This window comes from Streptomyces sp. NPDC039430 (genome assembly GCF_055639435.1).
Window position 1 is genome coordinate 103,149 of record NZ_JBVKAK010000001.1, and the last position, 14,644, is coordinate 117,792.

11 protein-coding genes are annotated in these 14,644 nt (G+C 70.1%); 5 read left to right on the forward strand and 6 right to left on the reverse strand.

Annotated elements, in window-relative coordinates; genetic code table 11:
• Nucleotides 1–78: 78 nt before the first annotated feature.
• Together ACZ7LS_RS00405 and ACZ7LS_RS00410 are read left to right on the forward strand one after the other, a co-directional pair.
• On the forward strand, nt 79–1,557 hold the full coding sequence (locus tag ACZ7LS_RS00405; RefSeq protein WP_385132292.1) for a sensor histidine kinase: 1,479 nt from the start codon (nt 79–81) through the stop codon (nt 1,555–1,557).
• A gap of 4 nt (nt 1,558–1,561) precedes the next feature.
• Nucleotides 1,562–2,215 carry a response regulator gene (locus ACZ7LS_RS00410; RefSeq protein ID WP_385132295.1) on the forward strand — a complete coding sequence of 218 codons (654 nt, stop codon included), beginning with the start codon at nt 1,562–1,564 and terminating at the stop codon, nt 2,213–2,215.
• Between the two features lie 17 nt (nt 2,216–2,232).
• On the opposite strand, the gene ACZ7LS_RS00415 is transcribed toward ACZ7LS_RS00410, so the two are convergent.
• Nucleotides 2,233–2,679, reverse strand: a complete 447-nt coding sequence (locus ACZ7LS_RS00415) for an ATP-binding protein (RefSeq protein WP_382525436.1) — start codon at nt 2,677–2,679, stop codon at nt 2,233–2,235.
• Nucleotides 2,680–2,883: 204 nt separating this feature from the next.
• Here ACZ7LS_RS00415 and ACZ7LS_RS00420 point away from each other — a divergent pair, with 204 nt between their 5' ends.
• Complete coding sequence (locus ACZ7LS_RS00420; protein ID WP_382525438.1) at nt 2,884–3,723, forward strand: DUF5753 domain-containing protein; 840 nt, start codon at nt 2,884–2,886, stop codon at nt 3,721–3,723.
• On the forward strand, nt 3,701–3,922 hold the full coding sequence (locus ACZ7LS_RS00425) for a DUF397 domain-containing protein (protein ID WP_382525440.1): 222 nt from the start codon (nt 3,701–3,703) through the stop codon (nt 3,920–3,922). Before ACZ7LS_RS00420 ends, ACZ7LS_RS00425 begins: the two co-directional genes overlap by 23 nt.
• A 687-nt stretch (nt 3,923–4,609) precedes the next feature.
• Here the strand turns inward: ACZ7LS_RS00425 and ACZ7LS_RS00430 are convergent.
• The gene (locus ACZ7LS_RS00430; RefSeq protein ID WP_382525442.1) at nt 4,610–5,545 is read right to left on the reverse strand and encodes an SDR family NAD(P)-dependent oxidoreductase; all 936 of its coding nucleotides are present in this window, start codon (nt 5,543–5,545) and stop codon (nt 4,610–4,612) included.
• A 108-nt stretch (nt 5,546–5,653) separates the two neighbouring features.
• Here ACZ7LS_RS00430 and ACZ7LS_RS00435 point away from each other — a divergent pair, with 108 nt between their 5' ends.
• Nucleotides 5,654–6,385, forward strand: coding sequence for a TetR/AcrR family transcriptional regulator (locus tag ACZ7LS_RS00435; RefSeq protein ID WP_385132301.1), 732 nt, complete (start codon nt 5,654–5,656; stop codon nt 6,383–6,385).
• Between the two features lie 35 nt (nt 6,386–6,420).
• Here the strand turns inward: ACZ7LS_RS00435 and ACZ7LS_RS00440 are convergent, their stop codons facing one another.
• From ACZ7LS_RS00440 to ACZ7LS_RS00455, 4 genes are all read right to left on the reverse strand, one after another.
• Nucleotides 6,421–7,164: a vWA domain-containing protein gene (locus tag ACZ7LS_RS00440; protein ID WP_385132304.1), complete on the reverse strand. Its 744-nt coding sequence runs from the start codon at nt 7,162–7,164 to the stop codon at nt 6,421–6,423.
• A gap of 210 nt (nt 7,165–7,374) precedes the next feature.
• Complete coding sequence (locus ACZ7LS_RS00445) at nt 7,375–8,835, reverse strand: glutamate synthase subunit beta (protein ID WP_382525447.1); 1,461 nt, start codon at nt 8,833–8,835, stop codon at nt 7,375–7,377.
• Nucleotides 8,828–13,387, reverse strand: a complete 4,560-nt coding sequence (gltB, locus tag ACZ7LS_RS00450) for a glutamate synthase large subunit (RefSeq protein WP_382525449.1) — start codon at nt 13,385–13,387, stop codon at nt 8,828–8,830. Before gltB ends, ACZ7LS_RS00445 begins: the two co-directional genes overlap by 8 nt.
• A gap of 438 nt (nt 13,388–13,825) precedes the next feature.
• The gene (locus ACZ7LS_RS00455) at nt 13,826–14,554 is read right to left on the reverse strand and encodes a VIT1/CCC1 transporter family protein (protein WP_382525451.1); all 729 of its coding nucleotides are present in this window, start codon (nt 14,552–14,554) and stop codon (nt 13,826–13,828) included.
• Nucleotides 14,555–14,644: the final 90 nt, after the last annotated feature.

Below are 14,644 nucleotides of genomic sequence, written 5' to 3' on the forward strand. Positions count from 1 at the left end.
CCCGGCCGGGGCTACCGTTGCGGGGCCCGGAGGTCCTCAGGACCCACGTCTGAACGAGGGGCGAGAGCAGGGATGGACATGACGCGGCCGACACCGACACCCGCGCGGGCGGCCTCGGCGCCGGCGGCCCGGGCGCGCGCGAGGTCCGGGACGGCGCACGTCGTACGGTCGGTACGGCGCGAGGCGGCGGGAGCGTGGTCCGCCGTGCGCCGGGCCCCGCGCCGTACCGTCGTCGCCGAGACGCTGACCGTCGTACTGACAGGCGCCCTCGGACTGGTCCCCCTGCTGCTGTTGCGGCCCGACCGGCCGGTACTGGCCGTACTGGAGGCGCTCTACGCGGCGTGCCTGATGCCGCTGCGGCGACACCGTCCGGTACAGGCGGTGCTGGGGACAGGGCCGTTGCTGGTGGGCCCCAATGTCTGGGTGCTGGCGGTGGTACCGCTGATCGTGCTGTCCGCCACCCGCCGCATCGCGCCGCCCCGGGCCTGGCGCGCGGCGGGCATCGCCTGCGCGGTGTGCGTCGTACTGACGGTCACCGGAAGCCTGATCGTGCCCGGCGCCTGGGTGGAGCATCTGGCGGGGAACGCCGCCTCGGCCGTTCTCCTCGTCGTGCTCCCCGCGCTCGCCGGGACACTGCTCGGGCGGCGCCGCCCCCTGGTCAGCCTGCTGCGGGAACGCAACGCCTATCTGGAGCAGGCCCGTTCACTGACGGCGGCGGCGGCGCGGATGGAGGAACGTACCCGTATCGCCGGTGAGATGCACGACCTCCTCGGCCACCGGCTCAGCCTGATCTCGGTGCACGCCGGGGCGCTGGAAATGGCTGCCGCGCGCCAGGCACCGCCGCTGGCGGGCCAGGCCGAGCTGTTGCGTACGACGGCCGGTACGGCGATGGAGGAACTCCGCGACATCCTGGGCCTGTTGCGGCGCGAGGACGCGGCGTCGCAGTCCGACAGGGACCGGGGGACGCGCGAGGACATCAGCGCCCTGGTGGCCGAGTCCCGGCGGGCGGGTGTCACGGTGGAACTGGACTGGTCGGTCCCCGACACCGCTGATCCGAGCCCGCGCACACGCCAGTCGATACACCGCGTGGTCCGCGAGGGGCTGACGAACGTACTGAAGCACGCGTCCGGGGCGCCCACGCGCGTGGAGATCGGGAACAGGGACGGCGGGATTGAGGTCGCCGTCACCAACGAGGCGCCGCGCGAGGGCCGCCACCCGCAGCCCGGCAACCGCAGCGGGCTGGTGGGTCTGGAGGAACGGATCGCCCTGCTCGGGGGGTCGTTCACGGCGGGACCGCTGTGGGGCGGCGGATTCCGGGTGGCCGCCCTGCTGCCGTCCCGTCCGAACGGCATGCCCCAGACCGCCGTCCCCCCGCCCGCGACGAGCGGGCCGGGGACAACGGGGCGGGGAGCGCTCCGCGCGGGAACCCGCCCTCCCCTGTCGTCGGAAGTCCTGACCTGGCCGAGGGTGTTGGGCGCGGGCTGCGCGGCGGCGTTCGTCGTACTGCCGACGGCCGCGTTCCTGATATTTCTCCTGACCATGGCCGTCCTAAGATGAACAGGTGATTCGAGTCCTGATTGCCGACGACGAGACGTTGATGCGCGCCGGCATCCGGCTGATCCTGGAGAACGCGGACGACATCGAGGTGGTGGCGGAAGCGTCCGACGGCCGCGAGGCCGTCGCGGCCTGTCGCGAGCGGACCATCGACGTGGCGCTGCTCGACATCCAGATGCCGGGCAGGGACGGAATCGCCGCGGCGGAGGAGATCGCCCGTATCTCGCCCGCCACGCACGTGGTGATGCTCACGGCCTTCGGCGAGGAACAGAGCGTGACGCGCTCCCTGCGGGTCGGCGCGAACGGCTTCCTGCTCAAGGACACCGGCCCCACCGAACTGATCCACTCGGTACGGCGCGCGGCGACCGGCGAACCGGTCCTGGCGCCCCGGATCACCCGGCAGCTGATGGAACAGCACGTACGGTCCACGCAGGACACCCAGGACGCCCGGCGCCGAACGGAGAAACTGACCGTCGCCGAGCGGGAAGTCCTGCGGCTGGTCGGGACGGGCCTGTCGAACGCGGAGATCGCCGATCAGCTCTATCTGAGCGCCGGTACGGTCAAGGCGCACATCAGCCGGATCCTGACGAGCACGGGCTGCGCCAACCGCGTTCAGGCGGCGGTCCTGGCGCACGACGCGGAGCTGCTCACCGACCGCTGAGCCGGACCGGGGAGGGTCTACGAGGCCCCCGGCGGGAGCGACAGATGCGCCCAGACCATCTTCCCGGGCCCGTTCCGCTCGCTGACCCCCCAGACATCGGCCAACGCCTCCACGAGGACGAGCCCCCGCCCGTCACAGGCGTCGGGCGCGGGCACCCGTGGCCTCGGCTGCTCGTACGACGCGTCATGCACCTCGATCCGGAGCCCGTCGGGACGCGGTACGTAGCGGGTCTCGATCTCGCGCCCGGGAGATACACGAGCGTGCCGGGCGGCATTGGTGAGCAGCTCGGAAAGAATCAGCACGGCCGAATCCTCCAGCGCGGAAAGCCCCCATCCGGCAAGCGCTTTACGCAACTCAAGCCGCGCGAGCCCGACACAACTCGGATGACGGCTCCACCGCAGTACGACGGAGCCGTAGTAGGGGGAGTTGGGATGGCTGATGTCCGGCCGGCCTTCCATCACCATGCTGAGCACCTTTCCGTTTCGGCCATGCGGAATAGACCCCATGGCGTCAATTGAATTCCCAACGGAATAGCCACGCTTCGGCGGTCTGAATGTCGGGAAGGGGTGGCCATTACGATCCCCTATCGGGCACACTGGAGACATATCCGAGCCGTCACCAAAAATCGTCGGTGGACGGCGGGTTGGGCGAAAGAAGGTTCGATCGAGGTGGAGTTCAACAACGAATCAGGCAAGCTCACAGCACGGTTGAGACTGGGAAGGCGGGTCCGTCGCCTGCGAGAAGGGAGAGGGCTGTCGATCCGTCAGCTGTCCGAACAGGTGGGTGGCTACTCGCACAGCTATCTCGGCCGAGTGGAACTGGGGGATCAGCTACCATCCGAGGCGTTGGTGAACTCGCTGGACGCGTTCTTTGACGCCGATGGAGTGTTGGCCGATCTGTTGGAACTGGCTCACGACAGTCCAATTCCCGACTACGGGAGGGTGGTTGTGAGCAAGGAGGTCGAGGCCGAACGGATCCAAGTTTTCACGAGCAGCCTCATTCCAGGGCTTCTGCAAACCGAAGAGTACGCGCGCGAACTGTTCCGCACGTCTCTTCCAGGCGCCTCCGAGGGAAGGGTGAATGACCTCGTAGCCATTCGTATGCGCCGGAAGGCCATCTTCGACCGCGCGGAGCCGCTCCTCTATTGGGCGATCCTGGACGAAGCGGCCCTGAGACGCCCCATGAAGAGCGCGACGCTGATGTCGAGGCAGCTCAATCACCTGCTGAAAGCAGCCGAACGCGTCCACTCCACGATTCAAGTGCTCCCGTTCAGCGAGGGGGCGCACCCCATGCTTGGCGGTTGCCTGACCCTGCTCACGCTGCACGACGGCGGGATGATGGCCTTCGTCGAGAGCTTCAAGACCGGTGAAACAGTAGAGTTGCCGAAGAGAATAATCGAGCTGACACAGTGTTTCGATGTCGCCCGATCTCTGGCCCTTCCAGAGGACAAGTCCCTCAACCTGATCCGCAGATACCTGAGAGAGTATGAAGATGAAGACGATTCCTGACGCGTCCGCACTGATCGCATGGCGCAAGTCGAGCTACAGCAACAACGGAGACGGCGCGTGCCTTGAGGTATCCGACGGCCACCCCGCCGCCGTCCCCGTCCGCGACAGCAAGAACCCCCACGGCCCCGCCATTCTCTTCCCCACCCACCACTGGTCCACCTTCGTCACCGCCGTCAAGCAGGACGAACTCCCCGCCTGACCCCACCGGGTGTGGTCCATCCGGCCGTTCAGCCGGTGTTGGCTACCGTTTCCGGTCTCGCTCCGAAATGTGTCCTCCGCAGAGAGGAGGTCGGCGGCCCGGCGAAGGGAGCCGGTGACGCAGTAGGCGTCCAGAATCTCCAGATCCAGATCCTGCGGGCTGTCGGCGATACGGGCGAACGCGGACGCGGCCACGCCGGGGGGCGCGCGAGCTGTCCTGGGGAACCTGCGCGAGCAGTGCCAACGCCCCGAGTCCGGCGCAGAGGACTGCCGTGCGGCGTGGGGTGGTGAAGCGGAGAGCTGTCCGGGCCTGGTGCCAGGACAGCTCAGGACTTTCGGCGGCGCCGATGCGCGCGCGGACGCCCGCCGACAACCGGGTCTGGGCCACGGTGGACGCCAGGATGACGCCGGCCTCGGCGAGCGGTGCCGCTTCGACCGTGCGAGCCGGGCGGAGCAGGGTGGCGACCTGGTCAAGCGGAAGCCGCGAACGTACGGCGACGGCGCGGACCGGCAGGTCGGCGGCGCACTCCAAGCGCCGGAGTGCCCGGGTTCGGGCCGCCTCGTCGCTGTCGGAACTGATCGCCGGCTCGACGAGGGCAGGGGCGGCCATGGCGGTACGGGCCGGGCCGGCTTCTCGCACGACAGCGGCGAGAAGACCCGCCGCCGAACCGCTCAAGTGGCGGGCCGCTCAGCCCGCTCCTGAGGCGGGGTCGGGGTCCGTACCGGTCAGGGCGGCGCTCGCCGTCCACAGGCGTCGCGCGGTGTCGAGGTCCGCGAATCGCTCGCGTACCGGCTCGGACCGTGGTCGCCCGCGCAGACCGAACACCCGGGGGCCGATCAACTGGCCCCCGCGCACGGCCGGGTCGAGGACGGCCCGGACCGCCGGCCACGCGCCCGCTTCCTTGCCCTGAACCAGGAGGCCCAGCGGCAGACCGCGCAGCCGCTGGGCCGTGGTGCGTACATGCAGCGGGGGGCGGGACGGTGTCAGGGCGTCCAGTGCGCCGCCGGGGTGGCACACCACGCTGATGGTCGTGCTGTGTGCCGCGCGCAGCCGGCGGTCGAGGTCGAGGCCGAACAGCGTCTGGGCCAGCTTCGAGCGTCCGTAGGTGCGTTTGGGCCGGTAGTCGCGTGTGCTCTGGAGGTCGTCGAGGTCGAGCCGTTCGCTTCTGGCGGCGAAACTGCCCGTGGTGACGACCCGCGCGGCGGGCGCGGCGTGGAGCAGTGGGGCCAGGCGCGCGGTCAGGGCGAAGTGCCCCAGGTGGTTGGTGGCGAACATCAGCTCGTGGCCGGTGGCGGTCTCGCGGCGCGGCGGATCGTCCAGCAGCACTCCGGCGTTCAGGACCACCGCGTCGAGGGCTTCCACGCCGAGCGCGTACACGCTCTTCTCGATCGAGGCGGGATCGGCGAGGTCCAGCGGTATGTGGCGCACGAGCGCGCCCGGCACACGCGAACGGATCGAGGCTGTCGCGGCTTCGCCTCTCGGCGCGCTGCGGCCGGCGACGACGACGGTGGCGCCGGTCGTGGCGAGCTGTTCGGCGACGAAGTAGCCGATCCCCGCGTTCCCGCCGGTGACCAGGAAGGTCTTGCCCTCGGCGCGCGGCAGGCGGTGTACGTCCCAGGTCATGACGGGTCTCCTTCGGACGGAGCGGGTGAGGGTCAGACGTGACGAACAGTGTTCGTCAACGACAGACTGCCCTTAACGAACGATGTTCGTCAAGCTAGGATGGGGGCCATGCCCGCCCGCCCCCGGACCCGGTCCGCGAAAACGACACTGAGCCTCGACGCGATCGTGGCCGCCACCCTGGCCCTGGTGGACGAGCTGGGATGTGAGGCGGTGAGCATGCGGCGGGTCTCCCAGGCCGTACAGACGGGACCCGCCTCCCTGTACGTGTACGTGCCCGACCGGGGCGCGCTGATGGCCCTCGCCCACGACCTGGCCGTGGCGGACGTCCGGCTGCCCACCGACGCGGACGGGGACTGGCGCGCCCGGCTCGAACTGCTCGTGGACCGCGCGGTGGCCGCGCTGGCCGCCCACAACGACATCGCGACCGTCGGGATGACGGGCACCCTGCCGGGCCCGCACATCCTGCGTATCACCGAGGAGCTGCTGCGGCTGCTGCGGACCGGCGGGATCAGCGACGCCGCCTGCGCCTGGGCGGCGGACCTGATCGGCCAGTACATCGCCTCGTCCGCCCTGGAGGAGGCGATGTGGTCCCGCGCCCGGCGGAGCCAGGAGCGGTCGGACGGCTCGCCCCCCGAAGAGACCACCGATAAAGAGGAGAAGGCCGAGGAGGCGTTCGCCGCCCGGCTCGACGCCCTCTACCGGTCACTGCCCGCAGAGCGCTACCCCACGATCCGCGCGCTGACCCCGCTGCTGACCGGCGGTGACGGGGCGACCCGGGCCGCGTGGAAGATACGGGTTCTCATCGACGGACTGCTCGCCACGCCCCACAGCGACACCTAGCGCAAGGACCTCACGACCCCAGGGGCCCCACGGCCTCAGGTGGCGATGCCCAGTTCGCGCGCCCGGCTCAGCCAGTGCGGGAACTCGCCCACCAGCCGGTCGTACAGTACGGCGTCCTCGACCCGGCGCGGGTCCTCGCCCGCGTGGAAGAAGCCGGCGTTGTCGACGCGCCGTTTCGCCGGGACGGCGAGTTCGTCGAGCGCGCGGAGGAAGTCGAACTGCCTGCTGTCCGGATCGCCGAAGCCGATGAACTGCCAGAACAGCGGCAGTTCGGCCGCCTTGCAGAGATACCGCTCGGCGGCCGGCTTGCTGACCGGGCCGCCGTCCGTCTGGAAGACCACCAGCGCCGGGGCGGTCGAACCGCTGTCCAGGTAGTGGTCGATGACGGCGTCCATGGCCACGTGGTAGCTGGTCCTGCCCATATGACCGAGCCCGGCGACGATCGCGTCGATCCGGCCGTGGTGGTCGGCCAGCGAGATGTCCGACTCCGCGTCGATGTCGGTGGAGAAGAGGACGACGGGCACGACGCCGTCGTCGTCCAGATGCGCGGAGAGCCCCAGCACCCGGTCCGCCAGGGCCTGCACGCTGCCGTCCTTGTAGTACGGGCGCATCGAGCCCGAGTGGTCGAGGACCAGATAGACGGCCGCCCGCTGTCCGCTCAGCCCGTGCTTCGTCAGCGAGACCGCCGCGCTCTTGTAGAGGCTGACCAGCGCCGGGGCCGTCTCCTCCACCTTCCGGAGGCTGATGGCGGATCCGGACGGGGCGGGGGCGGTGACCATGCGTGGTCCTCTGTGGTCGACGGGCGGCGAGTCTCGCGATTATGCCAGCCGTCACGCACCACGGCGCCTGCCATGGTCCGGTCGGGGACTGAGCAGGCGCCGCGTCTTGCGGGACGGCCCGGGAGACGCTCCCCGGGCCGGCACCGCCCGTACGCCGTTGTACGGGAGTCTTGGGTGAAACCGGAGACCGTGACGGAAACCGGTGAGGTGTCAGGCCGTCAGCGCGCGGTCCGTCGGACGGATCGGGGCCGGCAGATCGCTCGCGCCGGTCAGCATACGGTCCACACCGCGCGCCGCCGAGCGGCCCTCGGCGATCGCCCACACGATCAGGGACTGGCCGCGGCCCGCGTCCCCGGCGACATACACGCCGGGCACGTTGGTCGCGAAGTCCGCGTCACGCGCGATGTTGCCGCGCTCGTCCAGCTCCAGGCCGAACTGCTCGACCAGGCCGTTCTCCTGGTCGGTGCCGGTGAAGCCCATGGCGAGCGTGACCAGCTGGGCCGGGATCTTCCGCTCCGTGCCCGGCTTCTGCTCCAGCTTGCCGCCCGTGAACTCCACCTCGACCAGGTGCAGGAACTGGACGTTGCCGTCCTCGTCGCCCTCGAAGTGGGTGGTGGAGACGGAGTAGACCCGCTCGCCGCCCTCCTCGTGCGCGGAGGTGACCTTGTAGAGCATCGGGAAGGTCGGCCACGGCTGGTGCGCGGCGCGCTCCTCGCCCGGCCTCGGCATGATCTCCAGCTGGGTGACGGAGGCGGCGCCCTGGCGGTGCGCCGTACCGACGCAGTCCGCGCCGGTGTCGCCGCCGCCGATGACCACGACGTGCTTGCCCTCGGCGGAGATCGGGGAGACCGTCAGGTCGCCCTCCTGCACCTTGTTGGAGAGGGGCAGGTACTCCATCGCGACGTGGATGCCGTTCAGCTCACGGCCCGGGACGGGCAGATCGCGCGAGACGGTGGCGCCCGCGGCGATCACGACGGCGTCGTACCGCTTGCGCAGCTTCGCCGCGTCGATGTCCCGGCCGATCTCGATCTCGGTACGGAACTTGGTGCCCTCCGCGCGCATCTGCTCGATACGGCGGTTGATGTGCGACTTCTCCATCTTGAACTCGGGGATGCCGTACCGCAGCAGTCCGCCGATCCGGTCGGCGCGCTCGTACACCGCGACGGTGTGGCCGGCCCGGGTCAGCTGCTGGGCGGCGGCCAGCCCGGCCGGGCCCGAGCCGATGACGGCGACGGTCTTGCCGGAGAGCCGCTCCGGCGGCTGCGGGGTGACATCACCGCTGTCCCACGCCTTGTCGATGATCGAGACTTCGACGTTCTTGATGGTGACGGCGGGCTGGTTGATCGCGAGGACACACGCCGACTCGCAGGGGGCCGGGCAGAGCCGCCCGGTGAACTCCGGGAAGTTGTTGGTGGCGTGCAGCCGCTCGCTCGCGGCCGTCCAGTCCTCGCGGTACGCGTAGTCGTTCCACTCGGGGATCAGATTCCCCAGCGGACAGCCGTTATGACAGAACGGGATGCCGCAGTCCATGCAGCGTCCGGCCTGCTTGCTGATGATCGGGAGCAGCGAGCCCGGAACGTAGACCTCGTTCCAGTCCTTGACGCGCTCCTCGGCGGGGCGGGTCCTGGCGACCTCGCGGCCGGTGGTGAGAAAGCCCTTCGGGTCAGCCATTGGTCGCCGCCTCCATCATCTTCTCGGTGGTCTCGGTCTCGGAGAGACCGGCCAGCTCGGCGGCGTCCTTGGCGGCGAGCACTGCCTTGTACGTGGTCGGGATGATCTTGCTGAAGCGGTCCACCGCGGTGTCCCACTCGGCGAGCAGCTTCTCCGCGACGGTGGAGCCCGTCTCCTCCTGGTGGCGGCGCACCACATCGTGCAGCCACTGCTTGTCGGTGTCGTCGAGCTGTTCGACGGCGCCCAGGTTGCCGGCGTTGACGTTGTCGGCGTCGAGGTCGATGACGTACGCGACGCCGCCCGACATCCCGGCCGCGAAGTTGCGGCCCGTCTCGCCGAGGACGACGGCCCGGCCACCGGTCATGTACTCGCAGCCGTGGTCGCCCACGCCCTCGGAGACGACGGTGGCACCGGAGTTGCGGACGCAGAAGCGCTCGCCGGTGCGGCCGCGCAGGAAGAGTTCGCCGCCGGTGGCGCCGTAGGCGATGGTGTTGCCCGCGATGGTGGAGTACTCCGCGAGGTGGTCGGCGCCGCGGTCGGGCCGTACGACGACCCGGCCGCCGGACAGGCCCTTGCCGACGTAGTCGTTGGCGTCGCCCTCCAGGCGCAGCGTGACACCGCTCGGCAGGAACGCGCCGAAGGACTGGCCCGCGGAGCCGGTGAAGGTGATGTCGATGGTGTCGTCGGGCAGGCCCGCGCCACCGAACTTCTTGGTCACCTGGTTGCCGAGCATGGTGCCGACGGTCCGGTTGATGTTCCGGATGCCGATCTGGGCGCGTACGGGCTGGGCGGCCTCGGCGCTCTCGGCGCCCAGGGCGTCGGCGGCGAGCTTGATCAGCTCGTTGTCGAGCGCCTTCTCCAGGCCGTGGTCCTGGCCGATGACCTGGTGGCGTACGGCGTTCTCGGGCAGCGTGGGCACGTGGAAGAGCGGCTTCAGGTCGAGGCCCTGCGCCTTCCAGTGGTTCACGGCCCGCTCGGTGTCGAGCAGTTCGGCGTGGCCGACGGCCTCTTCGAGCGTACGGAAACCCAGCTCGGCGAGGAGTTCGCGGACCTCTTCGGCGATGAACTGGAAGAAGTTGACGATGTACTCGGCCTTGCCGGAGAACCGCTCGCGCAGCACCGGGTTCTGGGTGGCGATGCCCACCGGGCAGGTGTCCAGATGGCAGACGCGCATCATGACGCAGCCGGAGACGACGAGCGGCGCGGTCGCGAAACCGAACTCCTCGGCGCCCAGCAGCGCGGCGATGACGACGTCGCGGCCGGTCTTCAGCTGGCCGTCGGTCTGGACGACGATGCGGTCGCGCAACCCGTTGAGCAGCAGGGTCTGCTGGGTCTCGGCGAGGCCCAGCTCCCAGGGGCCGCCCGCGTGCTTGAGCGAGGTGAGCGGCGAGGCGCCCGTACCGCCGTCGTGTCCCGAGATCAGGACGACATCGGCGTGCGCCTTGGAGACACCCGCGGCGACGGTGCCGACGCCGACCTCGGAGACCAGCTTCACATGGATGCGGGCCCCCGGGTTGGCGTTCTTGAGGTCGTGGATCAGCTGGGCGAGATCCTCGATGGAGTAGATGTCGTGGTGCGGGGGCGGGGAGATCAGCCCGACGCCCGGGGTGGAGTGCCGGGTCTTGGCGACCCACGGGTAGACCTTGTGGCCGGGCAGCTGGCCGCCCTCGCCGGGCTTGGCGCCCTGCGCCATCTTGATCTGGATGTCGTCGGCGTTGACCAGGTACTCGCTGGTGACACCGAAGCGGCCGGAGGCGACCTGCTTGATGGAGGAGCGGCGGGCCGGGTCGTAGAGCCGGTCCGCGTCCTCGCCGCCCTCGCCGGTGTTGGACTTGCCGCCGAGCTGGTTCATGGCGATGGCGAGGGTCTCGTGCGCCTCGCGGGAGATCGAGCCGTACGACATGGCGCCGGTGGAGAAGCGCTTGACGATCTCGGAGGCGGGCTCGACCTCGTCCAGCGGGACGGGCGTACGGCCGGCGGTGAAGTTGAACAGGCCGCGCAGCGTCATCAGCCGCTCGGACTGCTCGTTCACCCGGCTCGTGTACTGCTTGAAGATGTCGTAGCTGCGCGAGCGCGTGGCGTGCTGGAGCCGGAAGACGGTCTCCGGGTCGAAGAGGTGCGGCTCGCCCTCGCGGCGCCACTGGTACTCGCCGCCGATCTCCAGCTTGCGGTGGCTCGCGGAGATCCCGGAGGCCGGGTAGCCCTTGGCGTGCCGGGCGGCGACCTCCTGGGCGACGACTTCGAGACCGGCGCCGCCGATCTTGGTGGCGGTGCCGTTGAAGTACTTGTCGACGAAGGACTGGTCCAGGCCGACGGCCTCGAAGACCTGCGCGCCCCGGTAGGAGGCGACGGTGGAGATGCCCATCTTGGACATCACCTTCAGGACGCCCTTGCCGAGCGCGTGGATCAGGTTCCTGATCGCCTGCTCGGGGGCCAGGCCCTCGATGAACGTACCGGCGCGGACCAGGTCCTCGACGGACTCCATGGCGAGGTACGGGTTGACGGCGGCGGCGCCGTAGCCGATGAGCAGTGCGACATGGTGCACCTCGCGGACGTCGCCGGCCTCGACGAGCAGCCCGACCTGGGCGCGCTGCTTGGTGCGGATGAGGTGGTGGTGCACGGCGGCGGTCAGCAGCAGCGAGGGGATCGGGGCGTGCTCGGCGTCGGAGTGCCGGTCGGAGAGCACGATGATCCGGGCGCCGCTCTCGATCGCGGCGTCGGTCTCGGAGCAGATCTCGTCGATACGGGTGGCGAGGGCGTCACCGCCGCCGCCGACCCGGTAGAGACCGGAGAGCGTGGCGGCCTTCATGCCCGGCATGTCGCCGTCCGCGTTTATGTGGACGAGCTTGGCCAGCTCGTCGTTGTCGATCACCGGGAAGGGCAGCGTGACGCTTCGGCAGGACGCGGCGGCCGGCTCCAGCAGATTGCCCTGCGGGCCGAGCGTGGAGCGCAGCGAGGTGACCAGCTCCTCGCGGATGGCGTCCAGCGGCGGGTTGGTGACCTGCGCGAAGAGCTGGGTGAAGTAGTCGAAGAGCAGCCGGGGCCGGGCGGAGAGCGCGGCGATCGGCGAGTCCGTGCCCATGGAGCCGATCGGCTCGGCGCCGGCCCGTGCCATCGGTGCGAGCAGGACGCGCAGCTCCTCCTCGGTGTAGCCGAAGGTCTGCTGGCGGCGGGTGACGGAGGCGTGCGTGTGGACGATGTGCTCGCGCTCGGGCAGGTCCGACAGCTCGATCTCGCCGGACTCCAGCCACTCCTGGTACGGCTGCTCGGCGGCGAGGGACGCCTTGATCTCGTCGTCCTCGATGACGCGGTGCTCGGCGGTGTCGACGAGGAACATCCGGCCGGGCTGGAGGCGGCCCTTGCGGACGACCTTGGCGGGGTCGATGTCGAGGACGCCGACCTCGGAGGAGAGGACGACGAGCCCTTCGTCGGTCACCCAGTAGCGGCCCGGACGCAGTCCGTTGCGGTCGAGGACCGCGCCGACCTGCGTGCCGTCGGTGAACGTGACACAGGCGGGGCCGTCCCAGGGCTCCATCATCGTGGCGTGGAACTGGTAGAAGGCGCGCCGGGCCGGGTCCATGGAGTCGTGGTTCTCCCACGCCTCGGGGACCATCATCAGCACGGAGTGCGGCAGCGACCGGCCGCCGAGGTGGATCAGCTCAAGGACCTCGTCGAAGGACGCGGAGTCGGAGGCGTCGGGCGTACAGACGGGGAAGATCCGCTCCAGCGCTTCGGTACCGAAGAGTCCGGATGCCAGCTGCGACTCGCGGGCCCGCATCCAGTTGCGGTTGCCCATGACCGTGTTGATCTCGCCGTTGTGCGCGACGAAGCGGTACGGGTGGGCGAGCGGCCAGCTCGGGAAGGTGTTGGTGGAGAACCGCGAGTGGACCAGCGCGATCGCGGTCGCGAACCGGCGGTCGGAGAGGTCGGGGAAGAACGGCTCCAGCTGCCCGGTGGTGAGCATGCCCTTGTAGACGATCGTCCGGGCGGACAGGGACGGGAAGTAGACCCCGGCCTCGCGCTCGGCGCGCTTGCGCAGCAGGAACGCCTTGCGGTCCAGGGCGATGCCCGCGCTCGTACCGTCCGCCACGAACAGCTGGCGGAAGGCCGGCATCGTCGAGCGGGCGGCGGCGCCGAGCAGCTCGGGGGCGACGGGGACCTCGCGCCAGCCGAGGACGTCCAGGCCCTCCTCGGCGGCGATCGTCTCGATGCGTGAGACGGCGTCGGTGGCGTCGTCGGCGGGCAGGAAGCCGATGCCGACGGCGTACGAGCCGGTCTCCGGCAGGTCGAACCCGGCGACCTCGCGGAGGAAGGCGTCCGGGATCTGGAGGAGGATTCCGGCGCCGTCACCGGAGTCCGGCTCGGAGCCGGTGGCGCCGCGGTGTTCGAGATTGCGCAGTACGGTCAGCGCCTGCTCCACCAGCGCATGGCTGGCAACACCGGTGAGGGTGGCCACGAACCCGACGCCACAGGCGTCGTGCTCGTTACGGGGGTCGTACATCCCTTGCGGGGCGGGGCGACCGTCCATGGGCGACCAGGCGTCGGAACGCATCGGCTCTCCCGTCGTCGTCGTGGCATATGCGAGTACCGAGGGACGACGTTGGCCCTCCAAGAAATTTCGTGCAGGTTACATGATGGGCAGCTTCTCGGAAAGTGGATAGCTTATTCCAGCATGTGGACACCGCGCGTAGCGGTGAAGGGGGGCGCAGACGGACAGATCGTCGTCCGGTCGGCAGGAGCGGAGCAGGCTTCGTTGCCCGCGGCGCCTACGGCTCATGCCCGGTGATTACCAACTCGAAACCGCTGGGTAACGGGCCGACGGTACGGCGCTGGCAAAGTGTCGCATCCCGGAGGCCGGAACGCGCGGGGACGTACGTTACAGGGCGGGCGTTTCCGCCCGCCCGCCCTCGGGGGCCCTCTCCAGGTTAGAGCCTCGCTCCCGGATTCGGGATGGCTCCGGGCGGGGGAAAAGTCCCGCCCGGGACAGCCCTCAGATCGCCGCGCCGAACAGGGCCCCGAGCCCGTACGTGAGCGCCGCGGCCGTACCGCCCAGGAACAGCTGCCGCAGCCCGCTGTACCACCAGCTGCGCGCCGTGACCCGCGCCACCAGCGCGCCGCAGGCGAAGAGCCCGGTCAGCGCGAGCAGCACGGCCGGCCACAGCGCGGTGGCGCCGAGCAGATACGGCAGTACGGGCAGCAGCGCGCCCAGGGCGAACGAGCCGAACGACGAGACGGCGGCGACCAGCGGCGACGGCAGATCGTCCGGGTCGATCCCCAGCTCCTCGCGCGCGTGTATCTCCAGCGCCTGCTCGGGGTCCTTCGAGAGCTGCCGGGCCACCTCACGGGCCAGCTCCGGCTCCACGCCGCGCGACACGTAGAGCGCGGCCAGCTCCTCCATCTCGTCGGCGGGGTGCTTCCGCAGCTCCCCGCGCTCCACGTCCAGCTCGGCCTGGACCAGCTCACGCTGGGAGGCGACCGAGGTGTACTCCCCGGCGGCCATCGAGAAGGCACCGGCCGCCAGGCCCGCGAGCCCGGTGATCACGATCGTCTGCTGGGAGACCGCGCCGCCCGCGACACCGGTCATCAGCGCGAGGTTGGAGACCAGTCCGTCCATCGCGCCGAACACCGCGGGACGCAGCCAGCCGCCGTTCACATCGCGATGCGTGTGGTTGTCACGGTGGGCCTCGTGGAGCGTTGCCTCGGTTTCGATGATGGACATGCCTCTCCCCTTTTTTCACGGGGGTGGGTTCCGGTCCGCCGAGGACCGGTGCCACCCCTCTCAACACTTCGAAAGTACGCACGAAAAACG